This window comes from Sorangium sp. So ce321, assembly GCF_051530195.1.
GTDB lineage: Bacteria > Myxococcota_A > Polyangia > Polyangiales > Polyangiaceae > Sorangium.
Genome location: NZ_CP150329.1, coordinates 8,787,832 through 8,812,736 on the forward strand (window position 1 = coordinate 8,787,832; position 24,905 = coordinate 8,812,736).

10 protein-coding genes are annotated in these 24,905 nt (G+C 71.9%); 5 read left to right on the forward strand and 5 right to left on the reverse strand.

Features of this window, described 5'->3' with window-relative positions; genetic code table 11:
- Nucleotides 1-5: 5 nt before the first annotated feature.
- Nucleotides 6-1,601, reverse strand: a complete 1,596-nt coding sequence (locus WME89_RS32445) for a serine/threonine-protein kinase (protein WP_438003537.1) — start codon at nucleotides 1,599-1,601, stop codon at nucleotides 6-8.
- A gap of 162 nt (nucleotides 1,602-1,763) precedes the next feature.
- Between WME89_RS32445 and WME89_RS32450 the strand changes: the two genes are divergently transcribed.
- Nucleotides 1,764-2,072 (forward strand): hypothetical protein, encoded by a 309-nt coding sequence (locus tag WME89_RS32450; protein WP_438003538.1) that lies wholly within the window; start codon nucleotides 1,764-1,766, stop codon nucleotides 2,070-2,072.
- On the forward strand, nucleotides 2,069-2,800 hold the full coding sequence (locus WME89_RS32455; RefSeq protein WP_438003539.1) for a sigma-70 family RNA polymerase sigma factor: 732 nt from the start codon (nucleotides 2,069-2,071) through the stop codon (nucleotides 2,798-2,800). The genes WME89_RS32450 and WME89_RS32455 overlap by 4 nt, the downstream gene beginning before the upstream one ends.
- A gap of 144 nt (nucleotides 2,801-2,944) precedes the next feature.
- Here the strand turns inward: WME89_RS32455 and WME89_RS32460 are convergent, their stop codons facing one another.
- Nucleotides 2,945-3,874 (reverse strand): hypothetical protein, encoded by a 930-nt coding sequence (locus WME89_RS32460; protein WP_438003540.1) that lies wholly within the window; start codon nucleotides 3,872-3,874, stop codon nucleotides 2,945-2,947.
- 627 nt (nucleotides 3,875-4,501) lie between these two features.
- The gene (locus WME89_RS32465) at nucleotides 4,502-5,533 is read right to left on the reverse strand and encodes a synaptic vesicle VAT-1 family membrane protein (RefSeq protein ID WP_438003541.1); all 1,032 of its coding nucleotides are present in this window, start codon (nucleotides 5,531-5,533) and stop codon (nucleotides 4,502-4,504) included.
- Between the two features lie 304 nt (nucleotides 5,534-5,837).
- On the opposite strand from WME89_RS32465, the gene WME89_RS32470 reads away from it, so the two are divergent.
- Nucleotides 5,838-8,492 carry a DNRLRE domain-containing protein gene (locus tag WME89_RS32470; protein WP_438003542.1) on the forward strand — a complete coding sequence of 885 codons (2,655 nt, stop codon included), beginning with the start codon at nucleotides 5,838-5,840 and terminating at the stop codon, nucleotides 8,490-8,492.
- 104 nt (nucleotides 8,493-8,596) lie between these two features.
- Entirely contained in the window at nucleotides 8,597-10,660 is a 2,064-nt protein-coding gene (locus tag WME89_RS32475) for a B12-binding domain-containing radical SAM protein (protein ID WP_438003543.1), read from the forward strand.
- A 333-nt stretch (nucleotides 10,661-10,993) separates the two neighbouring features.
- Here WME89_RS32475 and WME89_RS32480 read toward each other — a convergent pair whose 3' ends face one another.
- Nucleotides 10,994-11,335 (reverse strand): nuclear transport factor 2 family protein, encoded by a 342-nt coding sequence (locus WME89_RS32480; protein WP_438003544.1) that lies wholly within the window; start codon nucleotides 11,333-11,335, stop codon nucleotides 10,994-10,996.
- A gap of 158 nt (nucleotides 11,336-11,493) precedes the next feature.
- On the opposite strand from WME89_RS32480, the gene WME89_RS32485 reads away from it, so the two are divergent.
- Complete coding sequence (locus WME89_RS32485) at nucleotides 11,494-12,537, forward strand: fatty acid desaturase family protein (protein WP_438003545.1); 1,044 nt, start codon at nucleotides 11,494-11,496, stop codon at nucleotides 12,535-12,537.
- Here WME89_RS32485 and WME89_RS32490 read toward each other — a convergent pair.
- Nucleotides 12,452-24,826: an amino acid adenylation domain-containing protein gene (locus WME89_RS32490; RefSeq protein ID WP_438003546.1), complete on the reverse strand. Its 12,375-nt coding sequence runs from the start codon at nucleotides 24,824-24,826 to the stop codon at nucleotides 12,452-12,454. The two genes, WME89_RS32485 and WME89_RS32490, sit on opposite strands and share 86 nt — an antisense overlap.
- Nucleotides 24,827-24,905 lie beyond the last annotated feature (79 nt).

The following is a 24,905-nucleotide window of genomic DNA, read 5'->3' on the forward strand; positions in this document are numbered from 1 at the left end:
GCGCCTTACCCCCTCACCAGCCCAGTCAGCAGGACGGCAAGAAGCGCCGCCAGACCGAGCACGAGAACCACGACCGCGACCAGCCGCCAGCTCGTCCGCGAAGGCGCCGCGCTCGTCGCCACCACGCCATCGCCGGCCGGGGTGCTCTTCCAGGGCTCCGTCGTCGCCAACCGCTCTCCCCCCGTCATCGCCGCCCTGACGGCCGCTGCGCCCGTCCACTTCTCCGTGCTCGCCAGTGTCGCCGCTCCCGTCCTTGAAGCAACCGCCCCGTCCCACGTCTCCGTGCTCACCAGCGTGCTCGCCCTCGCGCCCTGTCCCGCCGACCCCGCGCCCTGCCTCGTAGCTGTGTCGCCCTCCACGGACCGCGCCGGCAAGAGCGATCGCTCCCCGGCCGCTTCGCCCCCGGTCCCCTTCCCCGCGCTCGCCCCACCCAGGCCCCACGCCGGCTCCACCTTGAACCGCTGCGCCATCCCCAGCCTGCTCCGCGCATCCGCTCCCGCCGCCGCGCCTCCCGCCGCCGCGCCTCCCACCGCCGCGCCTCCCGCCGCCGCGCCTCCCGCCGCCGCGCCTCCCACCGGAAACGCCGTCGCCAGCCGCGCCGCGTCCCTCCCCGCCTCTCCCCGCGGCTCCCCGCCGCCCCCGCGGATCGCGCGCTCCCGCGCCGCGTCCCAGGCCTCGCTCGCGAGCTGCCGCGCGCTCGCGTCCTCCAGCGCCCTCTCCGCCGGCGCCGCTGTCCGCGCCACCTCGCGCAGCGCCGCCGCGAGCTCCGCCGCCCGCGCAAACCGCTCTTCCGGCCTCTTCGCGAGACACCTGGCCACCGCGCGCCACAGCGCCTCCGGGCACTCCGGCAGCACCTCCGGCAGGGGCGTCGCCGAAAGGTGCACGTGCGCCGCCAGGATCTCGGTCTCCCGGATGCCCGATACCCCGTCGAGCACCGCATACGGGTGCGCCCCCGCCAGCATCTCGTACGTCACCACGCCGAGCGCATACAGGTCCGCGCGCGCGTCCACGGCGCGCCCGGCGATCTGCTCCGGCGCCATGTAGCGCGACGTCCCGACCACGCTCCCCTGCAGCGTCAGCGACGTCTGCCCAGGCGCGCGCGCGTCCTTCGCCACGCCGAAGTCGAGCAGCCGCGCGTGCACGCCTCCGCTCACCAGGATGTTCTCGGGCTTCACGTCGCGGTGCACGAGCTCGGCCTCGTGCGCCGTCGCGAGCGCGTCCGCGACCTGGATCGCGTAGTGGAGCGCGCGCACCACGTCGAGCCGCGCGCCGCCGGCGATCATCTCCCGCAGCGCGACGCCGAAGACGCGCTCCATCACCATGAAGAGCCGCCCGTCCGCCGTCGCGCCCGCGTCGTACAGCCGCACGATGTTCGGGTGCGCGACCCGCGCGACGAGCTTCATCTCCCGGAGGAAGCGCTCGGCGTAGCGCGCCTCCCCCGCGAGCGCGCGGTGGATGACCTTGATCGCCACGGGCCGCTCGAGCGTCGCGTCGAGCGCGGCCCAGACCTCGCCCATCCCCCCGCGTCCGAGGAGGCGGTCGATCAGGAAACGCTTCTGGAACAGCGCCCCGGGGCTCAGCAGCTCATCGACGCTCGTCACCTCGCGACACCCCGCCTCGCAGCGCGCCACGCCGTGGCACCCTGGCCATCATCGCTTCTCTACCCTTGTTGACCCTCCCGCGGAAAGGTAGCGTCGGGTGTCCCTCGCATTCAGCGCGCTGAGCGCACGCTGCGCCGGCGAGCAGCGCGCCTCTGGAGCCCCATGTCGAGCCCGCGCCCCGAACCCGATGACGTCGATCCGGCCCTCGAGGCCCGCGTCGCCCACGCCGTCGCCCCCTATGCCGATCTCCTGCCCGCGGAGGACCTCGAGGCGCTGCGCGCGCTGACCACGCGCTTCCTCGCGACGCACCCCGTCGCCGCCCCGCTCGTCGACCGGCTCCGCCCGCGCACGGTCCCCGCGTCGAGCGGCGAGGTCGACCGGCGCGACCCCGCGGCGCTGGCCGAGGCCGCGCAGCGGCTCGCGGAGAAGGCGAGCGCAGCCCGGGGACGCGGGCGAGGGAGCCCCCGATGAGCCACGGCGACCGGACGCGGAGGCCCCTGAGCCCCGACCAGCAGGCGCTCGTCGCGCAGGCCGTGCCGCTCGCCGAGAAGCTCTGCCACCACTTCCTACGGCGCACGCGCGCGCACTACGTGGCCGACGATCTCCGCTCCGCCGCGCTCCAGGCGCTCCACGAGGCCGCGCTCGGCTACGACCCGGCCCGCGGCGTCCCCTTCCCGGTCTACGCGTGGCGGCGCGTCGACGGCGCGCTCTCGGACACGCTGCGGCAGGAGTCGAAGCACTGGCGCGCCGCCCGCGAGGACGGGTACGACGCCGCCGAGGCGGTGCAAGACACGAGCGACCTCCTCGCCGACAGCGACGCCGAGACATCCGCGCAGGTCGACGGCATGGGCGATCAGGTCGCCGCGGCGGCGGTGCTCGGCCTCGTGGGCCGCGCGCTGCGAGCGACCGGCGAGGAGGGCGAGCGGCTCCGCGCCACGTACGACCGCGCCATCCGCGCGGTGGAGTCCGCGCTGTCGCGGCTCCCGGACGAGGAGCGGCGCGTCCTCGTGCTCCGCCACGTCGAGGAGCGGACCTGGCAGGCGCTCGGCGAGGCGCTCGGCTGCTCGGAGCGGACCGCGAAGCGGCGCGGGGCCGAAGCCCAGAAGCGCCTCGCCGCAGCGCTGCGCGCGGACCGGGAGCGCGCGCAGGGGGGCGCCGCCGCGCCGGAGCGGGTGGGGCTCTCCGTCGATGCGACATGAGGAGAACGCCCCGCGTGTGATGAAGGCCCTCCGAGCGTTCGGAGCTCCACGCCAAGGTCTCGTCGAGCGCGACCTCGGAGTGAGCGCTCCGCTGCCGCCCTGCGCTCGAACCAGCTCGCGCGCAGGACGGCACCGCTGCCTCGGTCAGGCGGGGCTTTCCGTCACGAGATCCGGGACAGGCGCCGGCCCCGGCTCGTCTCCGCCGCCGCTCCCACCACCCCCGTCCCCCTCGCTCCCCTTCGGCTCCTCCTTCCTCGACCGGCCCACGTTCGGCCGGCCCGCCGCGAACAGCGACGGGAACCGCTCCTGGACGCGCGCGTTCTTCCGCCAGAGCCACAGCCCTGCCGCCCGCACCTCGTCGTAGCGCTGGCAGAGCAGCGTCCACACCCGCACGTACCGGTCATAGGCCTCACGGGCCCTCGGCGTCAGCGCCGCCGAGAGCTTCTGGATCATCGCCCCGGCCAGCTCCCGCGCCCGCGCCGCGTCGCCGGCCCGGTAGTGCTTCCCGTCCGCCTTCACCACGTCGGCGCGCAGCTCGTAAATCCGCGCGTAGCCGAGCAGATCGTTCGCGAGGTCGCGATGACCGGTGCCCGGCCGAAGCCGGTCGAGCTCCGGCTTGATCGCAGGATCGTCCGCGAGCTGGTACTCGCACAGCGCCTGCATGCGCCCCTCGACCTCCGTCGCCTCGGTGATGAGCGCCACCGGCAGCCGCGCGTCCGTCTCGAGCGCGCCGGCGGCCCGGACCTCCGCGAGCGCGTGGAGCGTGGCGAAGCACGCGAGCTCCAGCGCATCGAGGTGCGAAATGTCGAACTCCTCCTCGGGCAACCGCGCGAAGCGCGCGCGCACGTCCGGCGAGGACACGAAACCGACGACACCGAGCGCCGCGTACGTGGCCGCCTCGACGTCCATCCTCACGGTGACGAGCTCGGCCTCTGTCAGGCTGTCGAGCTCCGGGGCGAGCGCATCGAGCGCCTTCTTGCCGGCCGCAGGCGTGTAGATGGGCGGGGCGTACGACGGCTCTCCAGAGGCCACGGCGGTCAGCGAGCGCTTCTTCGTCTTCATCGCAGCAGGCATGTCTCTTCCTCCTGAAGTCTCCTCGAAAGGGAGGCTGTTGGCTGGGCTCGACCCGAGCCGCCGCCTCGCCGCGCGCGGCGCGAGCGGACGATGGACCAGGGCCAGCGGGACGGAGCGCGCCGCGCGAAGGGGAATCGTCGCGCGGCGCCCTTCTGTCCCGTCAAAGAGACAGATCGGGAGCGCGACCCAGATCGGGTCACGAAAATCGACCAGGGCCCGTCTCTTTTTTTGTGGGTCTGCACGGGCCCGGCGCGCCCGTGGGATCCGTCGGGACGGCAAAAAGCTGCCCCTGGGCTCTCTGCAGCCTTCGGGTTGAATTTCAATTCATCCGACGGCTCCCGACAGCCGCCCGGTTGAATTGCAATTCTCCCCGGAGCCTCTCGACACCTCGCGGGTTGAATTTCAATTCATCCGACGGCTCCCGACAGCCGCCCGGTTGAATTGCAATTCTCCCCGGAGCCTCTCGACACCCTCCAGGCTGGTTTCAAGTCTACCCGGCGCCCTCGATCCCGCCGCGTCGAGGCGGACGGCCGGCGCTGTCGGTTTCATGCTGTCCAGCACGCGCCGCCCGCCCATGACCCGGCGCGCGGCCTGCATGACCCAGCGCGCGGGCACCCCGGCAGCGCTCTACATCGTCAGCACCAGCTTGCCCACCGTGCTGCCCGACTCGATCGCGCGGTGCGCGTCGGCGACCCGCTCCAGCGGGAACGTCGTCACCGGCGGCGCCGAGACGCGCCCTTCTTCGACCCAGCCCAGGAGCCGATCCATCGCCTCGCGCAGGATCTCCGTCTTGTGAAACAGGTACGAGAGGTTGAAGGCGAGCACGCTCTTGTTGTCGTTGCAGAGGTCGAGCGGGTTGAAGCGCGGCGTCCGCAAGAAGTCGAGCGCGAGCTTCGGGTAGCTCGGGCGGCCGCCCTGCCGCGGCAGCATCGTGTGGAAGCCGTACACGACGAGCTTCCCCGCCGGCCCGAGGTGCCGATAGCTCTGCCGCAGCGTCTCGACCCCGTTTGCGTCGAGGACCACGTCGTAGCCCTCGGGCGCGAGCCGCTCCGCCGCAGCCCAGAGCGGCTCGCGGCTCTTGTCGATCACCGCGTCGGCGCCGAGGCGCTGCGCCGTCTCGACCTTGTGCGCCGCGCCCACCACGCCGACCACGCGGCAGCCGGCGATCTTGCCGAGCTGCACCAGCGCGCTGCCCACGCCGCCGGCGGCCGAGTGCACCAGCAGGGCCATGCCCGGGCGGAGCCGCACGAGCTCGTACAGCGCGTAGTACGCCGTCATGAACACCGCCGGGAAGCCGGCCGCCTGCTCCGGCGTGAGCCGCGCCGGCAGCGGGTAGACCTGGTGGCGCGGGACGACGACGCGCGAGGCGTAGCCGCCGAAGCGGGTCACGGCGAAGACGCGCGCCCCTGCCGCCAGGTCGGAGACGCCCTCGCCGAGCGCGGCGACGGTGCCGGCGACCTCGAAGCCGGGGGTGATGGGCCAGCCGACGTACTTCTTCGCCGACTCGTAAAGGCCCATGCGGACGACGCAATCAGCGTAGTTGACGCCCGCCGCCTGCACGTCGAGGAGCACCTCGCCGCGCCCGGGGACCGGGTCGGGGTGCTCCTCGACACGGAGCTTGTCGTGGCTGCCGGGCTCGTGGACGACGATCTTGCGCATGGGCCCTCCTGTAGAGGATCCGCGCCCGGCGCGCATCAGCCGGAGAGGCCCGCGCCGCACCGGCCTCATCGGTGGCCCCCTGACCTCACGTCCGTCGGTGCCGTCGAGACGAGCTCGCAAATTCGTCTCTGCTGTAGCGTGAGGGCGTTGCCGCAAAGCGAGGTCGATACGACAGGAGCACCTCAACGTTATTTCGTTGCCTCCGCGACTGGCCCTCTTTACCCTCATCGTGAATCGGTCCGCTCGGCTCCCCGACTCGCGGGTTTCGCGCGTCGCCCTGATGCGCAGCGGAGAGGACAGCACGATGAGACAGTGGATCCCCCACACCGCCCGGTGCATCCCGTGGATCGCCCTGGCTCTCCTGGCCGCCGGCCCGGCCGCATCCCAGACGGTCACGTCCCAACCGGGCACGCTGACCGGCGTCGTTTCACTGGGCTCCGAGGCGGTGACCTGGGGACAGGTCTATGCCAACACGGATGACGGCAGCTATTACCTCGCGGAGATCAGCGGCGGCGAGCCGTCCTACGCGCTCACGGTGGAGGGAGGCAGGCCCTATCACATCCAGCTGGCTGCCTACGTGGACAACGGCAGTGGGTCAACGTATCTGTCGGTCTACGGCTGGCGACAGTCGACCGAGGTGCCCCCGGGGTCCACGGTAACCCGCGACTTCTCTTACGATGTCGCGCGCATCTCCGGCACGATCAACGTCATCGGAGGCGCGGTGAGCAGCTACACCATCATCGCCAGCGCGAATGAAGGTGATGAGGAATACGTGACGACTTCGGCCAAGAACGGCACGTCGAGCTTCTCGCTCCCGATGGTCCTGGACAGCGCCGTGGAGATCTCGGGAAGCACGGTCATCACGCTGCCCTCCGGCGCGTCGGTCACGCTCCCGCTGGAGCCGCGCGCGCTGTCGCTCGGCGCGGGCGGCGCGAGCCTCGGCTGGACCCTGGACACGACCCGCCTGCTGGGGACCATCACCGCGAACATGAGCCTGAGCGGCCCCGACATCGTGCGCTCGCATACCCTGTCTCTTCAGACGAGCGCCGCGAGCGCCGGGGTCGCCGAGCTGTATTCCAGCAGCGGCAGCCACGATTTCTCTCCGCTGGCAGCAGGGGACTATTTCCTCGGCGCAAGCACCTACTTCGACGCGCCGTATGGCTACCTGCATTACCCGTGGCAGGACGTCACATTGGCACCGGAGGGCAGCGAGACGCGGAGCTTCGGCGGCGATCTGGCCTTCCTCCGCGGCGACCTGGACGTGCAGGGCTTCCACACCTTCGCGGATCTGTCGTCGGCGACGGTCCGGGCCGCGCGATCCGAGGAGACCCGCTACTGGACCGCCTACGACGACGTGGACCTGTCATCGGGGGAGCTCGATCTGGCCACCGTCGCGGGGACCTGGACGATCAGCGGGTATGACCTCTACATTCACGAGCCGGATCCCACGACGCCGACCGAGGTGTGGATCTCCAACAACTCGAACCTCAGCGAGCCGATCAGCCTGAGCGCGGGCGAGGACGTGGGCGGCCAGGACATCCAGCTGACGACCGTATCGACCCAGATGGTCTACGACGTCGCTCCTTTTCTGGGAGCTCCGGAGAGCGTGTCCAGCCCGAGGCTCCACGGCTGGGAGGAGAACGGCACTTCCTTCCAGGCGGTCGGGCGCGAGGCGGAGCTGCTCAATCCGATGCTCCAGATCATCGCCTTGCCCGGCACCTACGACGTCTACGCGTCTGCGACCGTCGCGGGCGCCGTGATCACGCTCGCGCATTTCCCGTTCCGCATCGAGGCTCCGGTCGCCCTCGAGGCCGGGGGCGACGCCCCGCTGGTCGCGTTCACCGAGCTCGTCCCGGACCACCCCGAGCACGCCGTGACGCTCGACTTCGGGCAGATCGACGCGCCCGGCCCCGTCGCGGTGACCGCGTCGCCTGTCGGTCCGGCCCCGCCCCCTGGGTTCATGACGACGGTTGGCGGAGCGCCCATCGTCTATCACAGCATCACCACGCAGGCGGAGTTCACGCCGCCGGTCCGGGTCTGTCTCTCGTATGCCCAGGCAGAGCTGACCGCGTCGGACGAGGCAGACCTGAGGATGCTGCGCTTCGCCGACAGCACCGCTGACGGGGTACACAACCCCGGATGGCACGTGATGACCGAGCTCGACGGGGCGGAAGCGGACGTCGATGAGAACGTCCTCTGCGCGCGCACGGACAGCCTCTCGGTCTTCGCGCTGCTGCAGCTCGATCGCGCCGGTCAGGGCGACGCCGATCAAGACGGCGTGCCTGACGGCGCCGACAGCTGCCCGCTCCTCGCGAACGCCGATCAGTCGGACGCCGACGCGGACGGCGCGGGTGACGCCTGCGACAACTGCCCGCTCGACCCCAATCCGGGGCAGGGCGACGCGGACGCGAACGGGCTCGGCGATGCCTGCGAGCCGGTGTGCGTGACGATCGAGCGCGGCGTCTCCGGCGGCGTGGCGGACGCGTACATCTCGACGGGCGAGCCGAACAACCGCACCGGTGCGTACGAGTTCCTCGGCACCGGACTGCACTCTTCCGGCGAGAAGATGAGCCTCCTCGCCTTCGACGTCGGCGCCATCCCGGGGAACGCCGCGGTCCAGTCGGCGACGCTCTCGCTCTCGATGCAGTGGCAGGCCACGTCAGGCGTCGTGGAGGCGCACGCGATCACCGCTCCCTGGTCGGAGGCGACGGTCACCTCCTCGAGCTTCGGTGGCGCCTTCGACCCCGCCGTGGAGGCGTCGTTCGTCGCCCCGGCCGGGATCGACGCGCGCCAGTCGTGCGACGTGACCGCCCTCACCCAGGCGTGGGTCGACGGGTCCCTCCCGAACCACGGCGTGCTCCTGCGCGAGCCCGGGCCGAACAAGCACAGCTTCCGGTCGAGCGAGCACGCGAGGAGCGACGCGCATCCCAGGCTCGACGTCTGCTACGTCACGCCCTGAACCGCGCGCGCAACCGCGCCGCCGCACCTCCACGCCGCCGCGCCGCCGCGCCGCAAACGGCGGGGCCGGACGCTCCCCCCGCCCTGTGCTAGACCGCCGCCCGAATGCGCATCGCGCTCGTCTACCCGCCGACCTGTGACCCCACCGCGCCGTACCTCGCGGTGCCGATGCTGACCGGCTTCCTGCGCGCCAACGGCGTGGAGGTGCTGCCCGTCGACGCGAACGTCGAGGCGTTCGACGCGCTGCTCACGTCGCAGAGCATGGCCGGGCTCCTCGACCGGCTCGAGGCGCGCCTCGGCGAGCTCGACCGCCGCCCCGCGCTCCCCCACGCGGACCAGCTCGAGTACCTCGCGCTCGCCCGCGCGCGCGGCGACGCGCACGCCGTCCCGGGGGCGGTCGACGCCGCCAAGGCCGCGCTCCGCTCCGCGGACGCCTTCTACGACGCGGACGCCTACGCCCGCGCGGTCGCGACGATCGAGGCAGCGCTCGGCGTCGTGTCCGCCACCCACCACCCCCTCAAGCTCGACTTCACCGCCTACCGGACGCCGTTCGGCCTGATGTCGATGGACGAGATCGCCCGGTCGAGCCGGCCGGAGCACGACCCGTTCGACGCCTGGGTGCAGCAGGTGCTCGTGCCCCGGCTCCGCGACGCGCGCGCCGACATCGTCGGCCTCTCCGTGTGCTTCCCGGGCCAGCTCCAGCCGGCGTACGCGTTCGCGCACAAGATCAAGGAAGCGCTGCCCGCCGTGCACGTCACGTGCGGCGGCCCCGGCGTCACGCAGATGCTCCTCCGGCTGTCGGGCGAGCGCCTCGCGCGCGCGCTCGGGCCGTTCGACTCGGCGTGCCTCTTCGAGGGCGAGCACACCCTGCTCGCCCTCGCTCGCGCGCTCGACGAGCGGCAGCCGCTCCGCGACGTGCCGAACGTCGTCGTCCGCGACCGCCTGCTGGGCGCGCGCTGGCTGTCGGGGCACGGCATGGAGGACCTGAAGGCGCTCCCGGCGCCCGACTTCGACGGGCTGCCGCTGGAGGCGTACCTCGCGCCGTCGCTCGTGCTCCCGTACGACCCGACGCGGGGCTGCTACTGGGGCAAGTGCACCTTCTGCCATTACGGCCTCGCCGAGGTCGGCACCGCGGCGTACCGCGAGCGCGCCGTCGAGACCATCGTCGGGCACCTCGGCGCGCTCGCCGCGCGGCACGGCACGCGCCACTTCTACCTGTCGCAGGACTCGGTCGCGCCGAAGACGCTCGTGAAGATGTCGCAGGCGATCATCGACGCCGGCCTCGAGGTCCGCTGGGCGACCGACCTCAAGCCGGAGAAGTACCTCACGAGGGAGCGCGCGGACGTGCTGCGCCGCGCGGGCGCCGTCGCGTGCGCGCTCGGCGTCGAGTCCGCGTCGCCGCGCGTCCTCGGCCTCATCGACAAGGGCGCGCCCGTCGAGGTCGTCTCCGACGTCATCGATCACCTCGCGTCCGCGGGCGTGGCCGCCGAGGCGATGTGCTTCACCGAGTTCCCCACGGAGACGCACGCCGAGGCGGTCGCGACGCTCGACTTCCTGCGCGCGCGGCGCGAGGCGCTCGCGGTCTACATCGTCGGCGAGTTCGGCCTCACGCACGGCTCGCTCGTCGCGCAGACCCCGGAGCGCTTCGGCATCGACGAGGTGTTCGAGCTCGAGGGCGACGAGCTCGGGCTCGGCCTCTTCTTCGTCCCGCGCGAGCCGTGGAAGACCGACGCCGAGCGGGCCGACGTCGACGAGCGGCTCGCCGATCTGTCGCGCGGCTGGACCCTGCGCAGCTATCCGTGGGCCGGCGCCGTGTCGACCGCGCACACGATCCTCCAGTACGACCGCTTCGGGCCCAGCGTCTTCCGCGACCGCGCGGCGCGCCGCCCCGAGGGCGGCGTGGCTATAGCGTTCAACGGAGCGACCGTCATCGAGCGGGGGCTGCGCTTCGACCCGCGCGCGGCCGAGCACGCCGAGGCGCGCGAGGCGCAGATCTGGGCGACGCTCGTCCACGAGGAGCGGCGCGTGGGGCGCGACGCCTACGAGGCGCTCGCGCGGTCGCTGCCGCCGCTCCGACCGCGGCCGGTGCGCGTCCGGTTCGCCGCGGGCGCCGCGCCGGCGGTGACGTCCGGGCGGCGGCCGTCGCACGCGACGAGCGCGGCGCGCTGAGCGCCGCTGCGGCGGGATCGCGGCGCGCGGGGCGCGACCCATTGCAGCGGGGAGCGCCCATTGCGGCGGGGCGCGCCCATCGCGGCGGGGCGCGCTCCGCGCCGGCCCCTGCCAATTTTGCTCAAGCCGTGGCGGCTGGGCGCGAACAGCCTCCGGTCCGGAGCGCCGCGCACGGCGCGAGCTGGGGTGTCATTCGCGCACCGGCGCCGCGCGCATCGGCGCCATGGGAACAGTGGCTCATCCGGCTTGCGGCCCGGAAGCAGATCGCATGAAACGGTTGCAGGACGAAGTCGCGCTCATCCCCGGTGGCAACTCGGGACTTCGCGGCGCTGACTACGTGGCGGGGAAGATCCACATGGTCGAGATGAGCCCGTCTGTGATCTCGTAGGCGGCGATGATGTCCACCGTTTGCTCGCCGAGCCCCCAGATGCGCTCGTGATCCACGACCTTGTTGCCGACGCACATGCGCGCCAGCAACGCCGCGCGCAGCCCGGGGATGTTGAACCGCTTCGTCGCGTAGAACTCGGAGAACTGCGCCTTGCTCGTGATCGTCGGCTCGGACGACGGCATTCGAAACACCTTGATCGAGTCGCTGTAGCTCGCGACGAACCCCTCGAGGTCGTGCGCGTTGTAAGCATCGAACTGGCGTTGAACGATCTCGACAGGCGTCACCATGGTATTTCCTCCTTGCCCAATGCACGCGCTCGCGGACTGCGAGATGAAACCGACAAGACAGGCGCCGCCGAGAGGCGCTTGACGGCCTTGTGACGAATGGTACCATCACAAGCGCTGTCCCCGTAGGTCGACCGACAAACCCGAGGAAAATCCGACCCATGTCGCGGAGCCGAGTGTTCCGGTTCTCTCGCTGGGATGTCGCCAGCGTCGCGGTCATCCCCTTCCAGGTGACCGTATACATCGTCCTCGCCTACGCGTACAAGGGGCTGCCGCCGCTCGCGCTCGTCGCCATGGTGCCGGTCCTCTTCGCGCTCTCCTTGCAGAACGCAGGAGCGAACCACAACCACTACCACACGCCATTTTTTCGAGCGGGCTGGCTCAACACGCTGGCGACCATGGGCTTCTCGATGACGGGGACCCCGAAGACGCCCTACAACATCGGGCACGGGCTCCACCACGCGACGGCACAGTCCTGGAACGACGAGTCGATCCTCGAGATCCTCGGGCTCAAGCGGCCCCTCCACAAGCAGCTCCTCGCGTTCTCGATGTACGTCGTCGAGTCGCTCGGCCTCAAGCACCTGGTGCTGCTCGTCCTCCTCAAGCAATGGCCGCTCGAGCGGGTGGCACGGCTCGCCGTGCCCAAGGATCCCGCGATGGGGCTCCGCCTGCTCACGCAGCTTCAACAGGGCGACACGCTCCTCAAGACCAAGCTCGATATCGCCGCCTGGATCGCGTTCCGCGCGACGCTCTGCGCGATCGACTGGAAGTTCTTCTTCTTCTACTTCATCCCGGTCACCTACCTCATCGACACGCTGCGCCAGGCCGAGAACTACCTTCAACACTGGGGTGCGGCCGACCCCATGGATCCGAAGCGCGACTCGGTCAGCTGCTACGCGAGGCTGTACAACCTGCTGACGTTCAACCTCGGCTACCACCAGGAGCACCACCTCCGCCCTGGCGTCCACTGGCTGAAGCTCTCGCGCACCACCGCGGAGCTGCCCGCCGCTCGCAGGATCGTGCCGTTCTCGCACTACATCAATCTGCCGATCTTCTATTCGAAGACGGCGGCCGAGCTCGCGAGCAAGCGAGCCGGCGCCGGGAGCGGGACAGGCGACCTCAGGTCGGCCGAAGGCATCGGCGCAGGTACCGCCCAGCCTGGCGAAGCATCGAGTAATGGTCCCCTGGAACCGTCTCGATCGTGACGGCCCCACGGATCCAGTCGGTCCACACATTGTCAGACGCCCCGCTGCTGGACGCCGAGCTCTGGGCGCGGAGCAGCACGACATCCCCCGCGAGGCGCCGGCGAGGGCGATACGCGCGCAGCGCGCGCTGATTCGCCTCGAAGACCGCGATGCGGGCGCGCAGGAGCTCGTCCGTCACGGCTTGCGGGAGGATGCCTTCGCGACGCGCGGCCGCGATCGCGAGCGCGTCCCGCTCCTCGCGCGCCGCGAGGCGGGTGAGCTCGTCTCGCGAGAGCGGCAGGCTTCGCCCGCTCGATAGCGCGAGATCCGCGAGGTACTCCCCGAGCGCCCAGCGCTCGCCCGTCGCCGCCGCGTACTCCTCGGGCAGGGGCGGGTCGAGGAGCACGACGACGTTCGGCCCATGGCCCGACGCCTCGAGCTGGCAGGCCATCTCGAACGCGACGACGCCGCCCATCGACCAGCCGGCGATCGTCAGGGGACCGGTCCGCTGCGCCCCGCGCATCGACGCGATGTAGTGCGACGCCATCGCCTCCACGGTCTCGTCCGGCGCCTCGGAGCCGTCGAGCCCCCTCGCCTGGAACGCGAGCACGGCCTGTCCGTCGGGCATCTCGCGCGCGAGCGCCACATACTCGGATACGCCGCCGCCGATGGCGTGGACGAGGAAGAGCGGCCGCGACGCGCCAGACCGAAGCACGACAGGGTTCGTCGCGGCGGGGTCGAGCGGCGCGGAGGCCCGCGAGAGCAAGCCGGCGGGCGTCTGAGCCTCGAAGAGATCCTTCAGGGAGAGAGCCCTTCCGAGCTGTCGGCCGATGCGGTCGACGAGCTGCGTCGCGAGCAGCGAGTGGCCTCCCAGCTCGAAGAAGTTGTCGTTCATGCCGACACGCTCGACCTTCAGGACCTCTCGCCAGATCCGCACGAGCGCCTCCTCGGTCGGATCGGCCGGAGCCACGTAGCGATCCGCGGCCCCGCCCAGCTCCGGCGCGGGGAGCGCCTTGCGGTCCACCTTCCCGTTCGGGGTGAGCGGCAGGCCCTCGAGCGCGACGAAGGCGGTCGGGATCATGTACTCCGGCAGCGACAGCGCGAGGTGACTCCGCAGCGCGGCGGAGAGGGACGTGTCGCCTTCCTCGGCGACCACGTAGGCGACGAGGCGCTTGTCGCCCGTCGCATCCTCCCGCACGACGGCCACGGCCCGGCGGACCCGAGGGTGCGACGCCAGCACGGTCTCGATCTCGCCAAGCTCGATCCGGAAGCCTCTGACCTTCACCTGGTGGTCGATTCGCCCGAGGAACTCGAGCTCACCGTCCGCCCGCCATCGCACGAGATCGCCCGTGCGGTACAGCCGCGCTCCGGGATGAGCGGCATACGGGTCGGGGACGAAGCGCTCCGCGGTCAGATCGGCTCTGCCCAGGTAGCCACGCGCGACGCCGACACCGCCGATGTGGAGCTCGCCGGCGACGCCCACGGGGCAGGGACGGCCGTGGCCGTCGAGCACGCGCACTGTCGTGTTCGCGATCGGCCGGCCGATCGACGGCGTGTCCGACGCCAGCCGGCGCGACGTCGACCAGATCGTCGTCTCCGTGGGACCATACATGTTCCACGCCGACTCCGCCCGGGCGCGGAGCTCCTTCGACAGCGCCGCCGAGAGCGCCTCACCCCCGCACAGCGCCTTGAAGCGCAGCGTCGATGGCCACCCGGCCTCGATCATCAGCCAGTAGGTCGCCGGCGTCGCCTGGACGACGGTCGCGCCGCTCGACCGAGCCAGCTCCACGAGGCGGCGCCCGTCCGCCGCCGTATCGCGGTCGGCCAGCACGAGCTTCGCGCCCCGCACGAGCGGCAGGAAGAGCTCGAGCGCCGCGATATCGAACGAGATGGATGTCACCGCCAGCAGCACGTCGCGCGCGTCGAGCCCCGGGCTCGCGGCCATCGAGGTCAGGAAGTTGACCACCGCCTGGTGCGTGATCTGCACGCCCTTGGGGCGCCCCGTCGAGCCGGACGTGAAGATCACATACGCCAGATGCGTCGACCGGATCGCCGGCTTCAGTGCAGGCTTCGCTTCGAGGCGGTCGACGTCGAGGCGGTCGACGTCGAGGCGGAGCACGTGCGCCACCTGGCCCTGGAATGCCCGCGCGTGGCGCTCGTCTGCCACCACGATCTGGCAACGGGAGTCCTCCAGCATGTGCGCGAGCCGCTCGCGCGGGTACGAGGGATCCATCGGCACGTAGGCGCCGCCCGCCTTCAGCGTCCCGAGCAGCGCCGCGAGCATGTCGATCGACCTGTCCATGCAGACGGCCACGCACACGTCGGGCCCCACCCCGAGCTCCCGTAGCCGCGCCGCCACGCGGTCCGCCCGGGCGTCGAGCTGCCGGTACGTCAGCGACTCGCCTCGAAACGTGACCGCCACGGCGTCGGGCGTGCGGCGCGATTGCGCCTCGAAGAGGTCGTGAATGCACGCGTCCGCGTCGAACGGCGCCTCGGTCGCGTTCCACTCGGCAAGCAGGCGCCGCTCCTCGCCCGCGTCGAGCAGCGGGAGCATCGCCACAGGGCGCTCCGCTGCCAGGACCGCGCCGCGGAGGAGCACCTCGAAGTGCGCGGCCATCCGCTCGACCGTCTCGCGCTCGAACAGGGTCGTGTTGAGCTCCCAGGTCGCAACGTAACCCTGCGCGGTGGGGGCCACGTGGAGCGACAGATCGAACTTCGCGATCCGGTCCTCGATGTCGAGCCGGCTCACCTCGAGGCCCGCGAGCTCGAGCGCGGGAGCGGGCGTGTTCTGCAAGGAGAACATCACCTGGAAGACCGGCGAGCGGCTCAGGTCGCGCGGGGCGTTGAGGGCCTCGACCACCCTCTCGAACGGCAGGTCCTGGTGGGCATAGGCGCCGAGGGTCGCTTGCTTGACCCGCCCGAGCAGGTCCACGAACGTCGGGTCCCCGGACAGATCGGTCCGCAGCGCGAGCGTGTTGACGAACAGCCCGATGAGCGGCTCGGTCTCGGCGCGCGTGCGGTTGGCGATCGGCGTGCCGACGACGATGTCCCGCTGGTTGCTGTACCTGCCCAGCAGCACGCTGAAGCCCGCCAGCAGCGTCATGAACGGCGTCGCGCCGAGCTTGTGGCTGAGCGCGTCGACGCGCTCGGACAGGTCCTTGCCCAGCGCCCGGCGGACCGTCGCGCCGGCGTAGCTCTGCACCGCCGGGCGCGGTCGGTCCGTCGGCAGCTCCAGGGCCGCGGGGGCCCCCGCCAGGTGGCCCTTCCAGTACGCCGTCTGCGACTCGAGCTCGGCGCCAGAGAGCCACGCCCTCTGCCACGCGGCATAGTCGGCGTACTGGATCGACAGCGGTGCGAGCGGCGACCCGCGGTCGTGGGCGAAGGCCTCGTAGAGCGCCGTCACCTCGCGCACCAGCACGCCCAGCGACCAGCCGTCGCTCACGATGTGATGCAGCGTCAGGAGCAACACGTGCTCTCGCTCCGACAGGCTCAGCAGACGCGCCCGCAGCAGCGGACCCCGCTTCAGGTCGAACGGCGTCCTGGCCTCGCGCTCCGCCTCGGCCCGCGCGCGGGATGACCCGTCCGCCTCGCCGCGCAGGTCCTCGTGCTCGAGGCCCCCGAGCGGCTCCGCATGCACCACCGACACCACCTCGCCCTCGGCGCCCTGCGCGAACGTGGTGCGCAGCGACTCGTGCCGGCGCGCCACCTCGCGCACGCTCCTGGCCAGCGCGTCGACGTCCAGGCGCCCCTCGATCCGCAGCGCCATCGGGATGTTGTACGCCACGCTCTCCGGCTCGAGCTGGTCCAGGAACCACAGCCGCTCCTGCGCGAACGAGGCGGGCCGCGGACCGGCTCCCCGTGCCGCTGCCACGATCGACGGCCCGGCCGCACGCGCACCCTCGCTCCCCAGCCGCGCCGCCAGCAGCTCCACCGTGGGCGCCTCGAACAGCGACCGCAGCGGCACCTCGACCCCGAGCTCACGGCGGATACGCGAGACCACCTGCGTCGCCAGCAGCGAGTGCCCTCCGAGCTCGAAGAAGTTGTCGGTCACCCCCACGCGCTCGGCACGCAACACGTCGCGCCAGATCGCCGCCAGACGCTCCTCGCCCGCCGTCCGCGGGGCCACGTGCTCGTTGCCCAGCGCGTCGTCAGGCTCCGGCAGCGACCGCCGGTCCACCTTCCCGCTCGGCGTCAAAGGCAGCGCCTCCAGCACCACGAACCCGCTCGGCACCATGTACTCGGGCAGGCGCTGGCTGAGCGCCGCGCGCAGCGCCCTCGCGTCGAGCGCCGCGCCGGGCCGGGGGACGACATAGCCGATCAGCCGCTTCAGCCCTGGCCGGTCCTCTCGCACCACCGCGGACGCAGCGCCGACCGACTCGATGGCCATGAGCGCCTGCTCGATCTCGGCGAGCTCGATGCGGAACCCGCGCACCTTGACCTGGTAGTCGGAGCGGCCGAGGAACTCGATGTTCCCGTCGGGCAGATACCGCGCGACGTCTCCTGTGCGGTACATCCGCGCGCCCGGCGTGTCGCTGAACGGATCCGGCACGAAGCGCTCGGCGGTCAGGTCGCCGCGCTGCCAGTAGCACCGCGCCAGGTTCACGCCCGCGATGTACAGGTCGCCGCGCACCCCCACGGGCACGGGCTCGAGCCGAGCGTCGAGCACGTACATCTGGGTGTTGAACATGGGCTTTCCGATCGGCGGCAGCCTCGGCCACAGCGAGGGATCGCCCGTGAGGCGATACGCGGTGACGAAGTGGCTCTCCGTCGGGCCATACTGGTTGTGCAGCAGCGAGCCCGGCAGCTGCCTGTACAGATCGACGACCTCGGGGGTGATCTGCAGCTGCTCGCCTCCGCAGACGATCTCGCGCAGCGCCGTGAGCGTGGCCTTCTCGCGCGCGGCCTCGGCGATGCCCTGGAGCGCGACGAACGGGATGAAGAGGCGCGCGACGCGGTCGCGGAGGATCACCTCGAGCAGGCGCGCCGGGTCGCGGCGCGTCTCCTCGCTCACGAGGACGAGCGTCCCGCCCGACGCCCACGTGGAGAACAGCTCGTCGTAACAGACATCGAAGCTCAGCGGCGAGAACTGGAGCGTCCGCTCGCCGACGCCCATCGTCGACTCGGTGAGCTGCCACTGGACGAGGTTGGTGAGCATCAGGTGGGGGAGCGCAGCGCCCTTGGGGCGGCCGGTCGAGCCCGACGTGTAGATGACGTAGCAGAGGCCCGAGAGGCCGACCTCCACCGCCAGATCCGTGTCGGGCTCCGCCCACGCGGCCGCGCAGTCGTCCATGCAGACGACGCGCGAGCCGCTGCCCTCGACGAGGTGGCGGAGATGGGTCTGCGTCACGACCACCGGCGCGCGCGAGTCCTCGGCCATGAAGCGGAGCCGCTCGCTCGGGTAGCTCGCATCCATGGGGACGCAGGCCGCGCCGGCCTTGAGGATCGCGAGGACCGCGACAGGAACGTCGAGCGAGCGCTCGAGGCACATGCCGACGAGGGAGTGCGGCTCGACGCCGAGCTTCTGGAGATGGCGGGCAAAGCGGTTCGACCGGCGATGAAGCTCCGCGTACGTCATCGATCGACCGTCGAAGAGCACGGCGAGCACGCCGGGGAGCCGGCGCGCCGTCTCCTCGAAGAGCGCGTGCACCGGCGTGGGTCGGAGGTCGGCGCGGGTCGCGTTCCAGCCCTTGACGATGCTCCGCCGCTCCCCGGCCGAGAGGATCGGCACCCCGTACACCGACCTGTCCGGGCGCGACAGCACGCCATCGAGGACGTTGATGAAATGGCTCGCCAGACGCTCGATGGACGGCGCATCGAAGAGGTCCGAGTTGAACTCCCACCGGGCGACGTAGCCCTCCTTCGAGGGCACGACGTCGAGCATGAGGTCGAACTTCGACGTGCCCGGATCGAGGTCGAGCAGGCCGAGCGTGAGGCCCGCGAGCTCGAGCGCGGGAGCGGGCGCGTTCTGCAAGGAGAACATCACCTGGAAGACCGGCGAGCGGCTCAGGTCGCGCGGGGCGTTGAGGGCCTCGACCACCCTCTCGAACGGCAGGTCCTGGTGGGCATAGGCGCCGAGGGTCGCTTGCTTGACCCGCCCGAGCAGGTCGACGAACGTCGGGTCCCCGGACAGATCGGTCCGCAGCGCGAGCGTGTTGACGAACAGCCCGATGAGCGGCTCGGTCTCGGCGCGCGTGCGGTTGGCGATCGGCGTGCCGACGACGATGTCCCGCTGGTTGCTGTACCTGCCCAGCAGCACGCTGAAGCCCGCCAGCAGCGTCATGAACGGCGTCGCGCCGAGCTTGTGGCTCAGCGCCTCGACGCGCTCGGACAGGTCCTTGCCCAGCGCCCGGCGGACCGTCGCGCCGGCGTAGCTCTGCACCGCCGGGCGCGGTCGGTCCGTCGGCAGCTCCAGGGCCGCGGGGGCCCCCGCCAGGTGGCCCTTCCAGTACGCCGTCTGCGCCTCGAGCTCGGCGCCAGAGAGCCACGCCCTCTGCCATGCGGCATAGTCGGCGTACTGGATCGACAGCGGCGCGAGCGGCGACCCGCGGTCGTGGGCGAAGGCCTCGTAGAGCGCCGTCACCTCGCGCACCAGCACGCCCAGCGACCAGCCGTCGCTCACGATGTGATGCAGCGTCAGGAGCAACACGTGCTCTCGCTCCGACAGGCTCAGCAGCCGCGCCCGCAGCAGCGGACCCCGCTTCAGGTCGAACGGCGTCCTGGCCTCGCGCTCCGCCTCGGCCCGCGCGCGGGATGACCCGTCCGCCTCGCCGCGCAGGTCCTCGTGCTCGAGGCCCCCGAGCGGCTCCGCATGCACCACCGACACCACCTCGCCCTCGGCGCCCTGCGCGAACGTGGTGCGCAGCGACTCGTGCCGACGCGCCACCTCGCGCACGCTCCTGGCCAGCGCGTCGACGTCCAGGCGCCCCTCGATCCGCAGCGCCATCGGGATGTTGTACGCCACGCTCTCCGGCTCGAGCTGGTCCAGGAACCACAGCCGCTCCTGCGCGAACGAGGCGGGCCGCGGACCGGCTCCCCGTGCCGCTGCCACGATCGACGGCCCGGCCGCACGCGCACCCTCGCTCCCCAGCCGCGCCGCCAGCAGCTCCACCGTGGGCGCCTCGAACAGCGACCGCAGCGGCACCTCGACCCCGAGCTCACGGCGGATACGCGAGACCACCTGCGTCGCCAGCAGCGAGTGCCCTCCGAGCTCGAAGAAGTTGTCGGTCACCCCCACGCGCTCGGCACGCAACACGTCGCGCCAGATCGCCGCCAGACGCTCCTCGCCCGCCGTCCGCGGGGCCACGTGCTCGTTGCCCAGCGCGTCGTCAGGCTCCGGCAGCGACCGCCGGTCCACCTTCCCGCTCGGCGTCAGCGGCAGCGCCTCCAGCACCACGAACCCGCTCGGCACCATGTACTCGGGCAGGCGCGCGCGGAGCTGCTCGCGAAGCGACCCCGCGTGCGGGTCCCCCGTCACGTACGCGACGAGGCGCCTCGTGCCCGGGGCATCCCCGCGCGCCACAACGACAGCGTCGCGGACGCCCGCGCATCGTCGCAGCGCGCTCTCGACCTCTCCGAGCTCGATGCGGAACCCGCGCACCTTGACCTGGTGATCGGTGCGGCCGAGGAACTCGATGTTCCCGTCGGGCAGGTACCGCGCGACGTCGCCTGTCCGGTACATCCGCGCGCCGGGCACCTCGCTGAACGGGTCCGGCAGGAAGCGCGCGGCGGTCTCCTTCGCGCGGTTCAAGTAACCGCGCGCGAGCCCCGCTCCCGACAGGTACACCTCGCCGACCACGCCGATCGCGACAGGCTCGAGCTCGGCGTCGAGCACGTAGGCCCGCGTGTTCTCGATCGGGCGGCCGATCGTCGGCCGCCAGCCGCCTCGCGTTGTCTCGACGTAGGTCGAGTACGTGGTGTCCTCGGACGGGCCGTACAGGTTGTAGACCTTCTCCACGTGCGGCAGCGCGTAGAGCGCCGCGACCGTCTCCGCGGGCAGCGGCTCGCCGGCGAGGTTGACCGTGCGCACCGACCGCGGGATCCCGTCGCACCGCAGGAGCTCCGCCGCGGCGGACGGCACGGTGTTCACGAGCGTGACCTCGTCGCGCGCCGGCAGCGTCGGCAGCGCGAGCGCGTTCTCCGCCATGAGCACCTTGCCCCCGGCGGCGAGCGTCACGAACAGCTCGAAGATCGACAGGTCGAAGCACACCGAGGTGGCCGCGAGCACGCCCTCGAGCTCGCCCGGGCCGAACACACGCATCGCCCACGACGCGAACGCCACCGCGCTCCGGTGCTCGATGTCGACGCCCTTGGGGCGCCCCGTGGAGCCGGACGTGTAGATGATGTACGCGCGGTGGCTCTGCGCGAGCTCACCCTCGCCGCCGCGCGCGGGCGAGGACGCGCGCGCGTCCGTGATGAACATCGCGCGCGCCCGGTACGCCTCGCCGAGGTGGTCCACGAGCGACGCCTGCGTCAGCACCACCGGCGCGTCGGTGTCCTCGAGCACGAACCCCACGCGCTCGCGAGGGTAGGCCGGGTCGATCGGCGCGTACGCCGCGCCCGACTTCAGCACGCCCAGGAGCGCGATGACGAGATCCGCGCCGCGCTCCAGCATCACCGGCACGACCTGCTCGGGCTTCACCCCGCGCGCGACGAGCCGCTGCGCCACCCCGTTCGCCCGGGCGTCGAGCTCGCGGTACGAGAGCCGCGTCGTCCCCGACACGAGCGCCGTGGCGTCGGGCGTGCGCCTCGCCTGCGCCTCGAAGAGGCCGTGCAGCGTGCCCTGGGCGCGCGGCGCCTCGGTCGCGTTCCACGCCTCCAGCACCTGACGCCGCTCCGCCTCGGGCATGAGCGGCAGCCGGCGCGCGCGCTCGTGCGGGGCCGCGAGCGCGGCCCGGAGCAGCACCTCGAAGTGCATGGCCATCCGCTCGATCGTGCCGCGATCGAACAGGTCGGTGTTGTACTCGAAGCTCGCGGACATCCGCCCGTCGGCGTGCGCCACGCTCAGCGTCAGATCGAACTGCGCCGACCTGCGCGGCAGCGGGGCGGGCCACAGCTCCATCCCGCCGAAGGGCACGGGCCGATCGCCCGCGCCGAGCACGAGCATCGCCGTATCGGCCTCGTGCTCGAGGTACGCCTGCTCGAGCACGAACATCACCTGGAACAGCGGGGATCGGCTCGCGTCCCGCGCGCCTTGCGCCCGCTGCACCTGGAGCGCGAAGGGGAACCTCTGGTGCTCGAGCGCGCCGAGCACCGTGCGGCGCACGCGCTGGACGAGCTCGCGCACGCTCGGGTCACCGCTCGTATCGGCGAGCATCGGCAGCGGGTTGACGAAGTAGCCGACCACGCGCTCGTACGACGCATCGAGCCGCCCGGCGACCGGCGAGCCGATGAGGAACGACGACTGGCCGCTGTAGCGCGAGAGGAGGATCTCGAACGCGGCCAGGAGCACCACGTAGGGGGTCGCGCCCTCGCGCCGCGCGAACTCCGCGACGGCCGCGACGAGCCCCGGGTCGAGCGGCGCTCGGTGCGCCGCGCCTCGGTAGGTCTGCACCGCCGGCCGCGGCCGGTCCGTCGGAAGCTCGAGCGGGCTCGCCTTGGCGAGCTGCGCCTGCCAGTACGCCCAGTCGGCCTCGCCGGCGGTCGCGAGGTAGCGCTGCTGCCAGGCCACGAAGTCGCCGTAGCTCGCCTTGGGCGTGGCGAGGCTCGGCGCGCCCCGGCCCGCGCGCACGGCGGGGTACACGGAGCGGAGCTCGCTCATCAGGAGGACGATCGACCAGAGGTCGGTGGCGATGTGGTGCGCCGCGAGGACGAGCGTGCTGTCGCCTTCGGACCGGAAGAAGAGGTGCGCCCTCAGCGGCGGCTCGGCCGCGAGATCGAACGGCCGGTCCGCCGCCTCGCTCAGCCGCGCTGCGAGCGCGTCGTCGCTCCACGAGGACGCGTCGACGACCTCGAGCCTGAACCCGCTCGCGAGCTCGGGACGCGCTCGCTGCACGACGCGGTCACCGACCTGCGCATAGGTGGTATGGAGCGCCGCGTGGCGCGCGACGAGCGCGCGGAGGGCGCCTTCGAGGGCGCGCGGAGAGAGCTCTCCCTTGATGCGGAGCGACGTCGCGAGGTTGTAGGCAGAGCTGTCCGGCGCGAGCTGCTGCAGGAACCACATCGCCTCTTGCCCCGCCGAGAGCGGCGCTCCGTCCCCCCCGCCCCGCCCGGCCGGCCCCTCCTGAGCGGGGGCCGAGGCGGCCGCCGCGTCGTCCGGGGGCGCGGACGAGAACAGCGAGAGGACCCTCGCGGCGAGGTCCTTCGCGGACCCGTCGCCGAGCAGCGCCGTGACGGGCAAGGCGACGGCGAGGCGCTCCGAGATCCGGTAGCTCAGCTCGACGGCCATGAGCGAGTCGAGCCCTAGCCCGCTCAGCGGAGCAGCCATGTCGACGCGCTCGACCGGGAGGCGCAGCGCGCGCGAGAGCTCCGCGCGAACGAGGCCCTCGATGAGCGCCGGCCGCGCCGGCGGCGCCGCCGCGCGCACGTCCGCCGCCGCGACGAGCGCGCCGGGGGGCGGCGCGTCGGCTCCGGCGGTCGCGCTGACGACATCGAGCGAGCCTTCCAGGAACAGACGGCGGCACGCGTGCCGCTGGATCTTGCCGCTCGACGTCTTCGGGATCGAGCCGGCCTTGAGCAAGGCGATCGCGTGGACGTGCACGTCGGAGTCGCTGGCGATCGCTCCCCGGACGGCGGCGAAGATCTCGTCGGAGCTCGTCCCCGCGAGCGCGCGGTGGTCGACCTCGACGGCGATGACGAGCCGCTCCTCCCCGTCGACGTCGACCGAGAAGGCCGCCGAGCATCCGCGCCGGAGCGCGGCGTGGGACTCCTCGGTGCTGCGCTCGAAATCCTGCGGGTAGTAGTTGCGCCCGCGGAGGATGATGAGGTCCTTGAGCCGACCGCAGAGGGTGAGCTCGCCGCCCCTGAGGAAGCCCAGGTCTCCAGTGCGCAGGAAGCGGAGATCGCCGAGCGTGGGCTCCGCGTCGCCCGACAGACGAGCGCCGAAGGTCGAGGCGCTCTTCTCCGGATCTCCCCAGTAGCCGACGGCCACATGCGGCCCAGAGACCCAGATCTCGCCCACATGGCCGTCCGGACACGGGCGGTGCCCGACCGGATCGACGACCAGGACGCGCGTGCCCGCGGGCGCTCGCCCCGCGCCGACGAGCGAGCGCGCGCCTTCAGCGGCCGACTCGACGGCGCGGCCCTCTTCCAGCGCTCGAGCGTCGACGCGCGTCACGCCCGGCGCGCTCGCCGGCGGCTTGCCGGTCACGAGCAGCGAGGCCTCGGCAAGCCCGAAGCACGGAAGGAACGCCTGGGCGGCAAACCCACACCCCTCGAACGCCCTGGCGAAGAGCGCGAGGGTCTCCGCCCGGACGGGCTCGGCGCCGCTGAACGCGACCTTCCAGCTGCGGAGATCGAGGCGCTCGCGCTCCTCGGGCGAGCTCTTTCTGACGCACAGATCGAAGGCGAAGTTGGGCCCGCCGCTCGCCGTTCCCCTGTGGCGAGAGATGGCCTCCAGCCAGCGGAGCGGCCGCTCCAGGAAGTGGAGCGGCGACATCAGGATGCAGTGGAACCCTGCGTAGATGGGCTGGATGACGTTCCCGATCAGACCCATGTCATGATAGAGCGGCAGCCAGCCCACGCCGATGGATCGCGGCGACAGGTCGAAGGCCTCCTGGATCATCCGCTCGTTCGCGAGCAGGTTGCGATGCGTGAGCATCACTCCCTTCGGGTTGCCCGTGGAGCCCGACGTGTACTGGAGAAACGCGAGCGTGTCTGGCGACGTGCCAGGCCTCCTCCATGCACCTTCGAGCTCGAGATCGAGCGTGTCGGTCGCGAGCCAGGCCTTTTGCCCCAGATCCGGCGCGAGGGCCGCGAGGGCTCCGGTCATGCCCAGGATCGAGCTCGTGGTGAGCACGACGTCGGCCTGCGCGTCGCTCACGATCGCCTGGAGGCGCGGCAGCGTCCGTTGCAGTCGCGCGGGGTTGGGCGGATACGCAGGGACGGCGACGAACCCGCCAGCCAGGCAGCCGAAGAACGCGGAGATGTAGTCGAGCCCAGGAGGGTAGAGGAGGACGACTCGGGCTCCGGGTCGTAGCCTGGACTGGAGCAGCGATGCGATCGCCCGGGCGCGCCGGCGAAGCTCGCCGTACGTGAGGTGCTCCTCCGTCCGTTCGCCGTCTACAAGGAAGGTGAAGGCCTTGCTCGCATTGGAATCCGCCGCGCGACGCTCGAGCAGCTCCACGAGGTCGGGAGCGTTCTGCGATTCAACCATGGGCGGCGCACTTATTATCACCCTCGAATACGAATCGCTAGTAGGATGCCTTCCAGGTTGCTCCTTCATTCCTCGCTCC

Excerpts from the sequence above, each read along its gene's own strand:
- WME89_RS32450 (WP_438003538.1), top strand. The coding sequence starts at position 1,764 with ATGTCGAGCCCGCGCCCCGAACCCGATGACGTCGATCCGGCCCTCGAG.
- WME89_RS32455 (WP_438003539.1), top strand. The coding sequence starts at position 2,069 with ATGAGCCACGGCGACCGGACGCGGAGGCCCCTGAGCCCCGACCAGCAG.
- WME89_RS32460 (WP_438003540.1), bottom strand. The coding sequence starts at position 3,874 with ATGCCTGCTGCGATGAAGACGAAGAAGCGCTCGCTGACCGCCGTGGCC.
- WME89_RS32465 (WP_438003541.1), bottom strand. The coding sequence starts at position 5,533 with ATGCGCAAGATCGTCGTCCACGAGCCCGGCAGCCACGACAAGCTCCGT.
- WME89_RS32470 (WP_438003542.1), top strand. The coding sequence starts at position 5,838 with ATGAGACAGTGGATCCCCCACACCGCCCGGTGCATCCCGTGGATCGCC.
- WME89_RS32475 (WP_438003543.1), top strand. The coding sequence starts at position 8,597 with ATGCGCATCGCGCTCGTCTACCCGCCGACCTGTGACCCCACCGCGCCG.
- WME89_RS32480 (WP_438003544.1), bottom strand. The coding sequence starts at position 11,335 with ATGGTGACGCCTGTCGAGATCGTTCAACGCCAGTTCGATGCTTACAAC.
- WME89_RS32485 (WP_438003545.1), top strand. The coding sequence starts at position 11,494 with ATGTCGCGGAGCCGAGTGTTCCGGTTCTCTCGCTGGGATGTCGCCAGC.
- WME89_RS32490 (WP_438003546.1), bottom strand. The coding sequence starts at position 24,826 with ATGGTTGAATCGCAGAACGCTCCCGACCTCGTGGAGCTGCTCGAGCGT.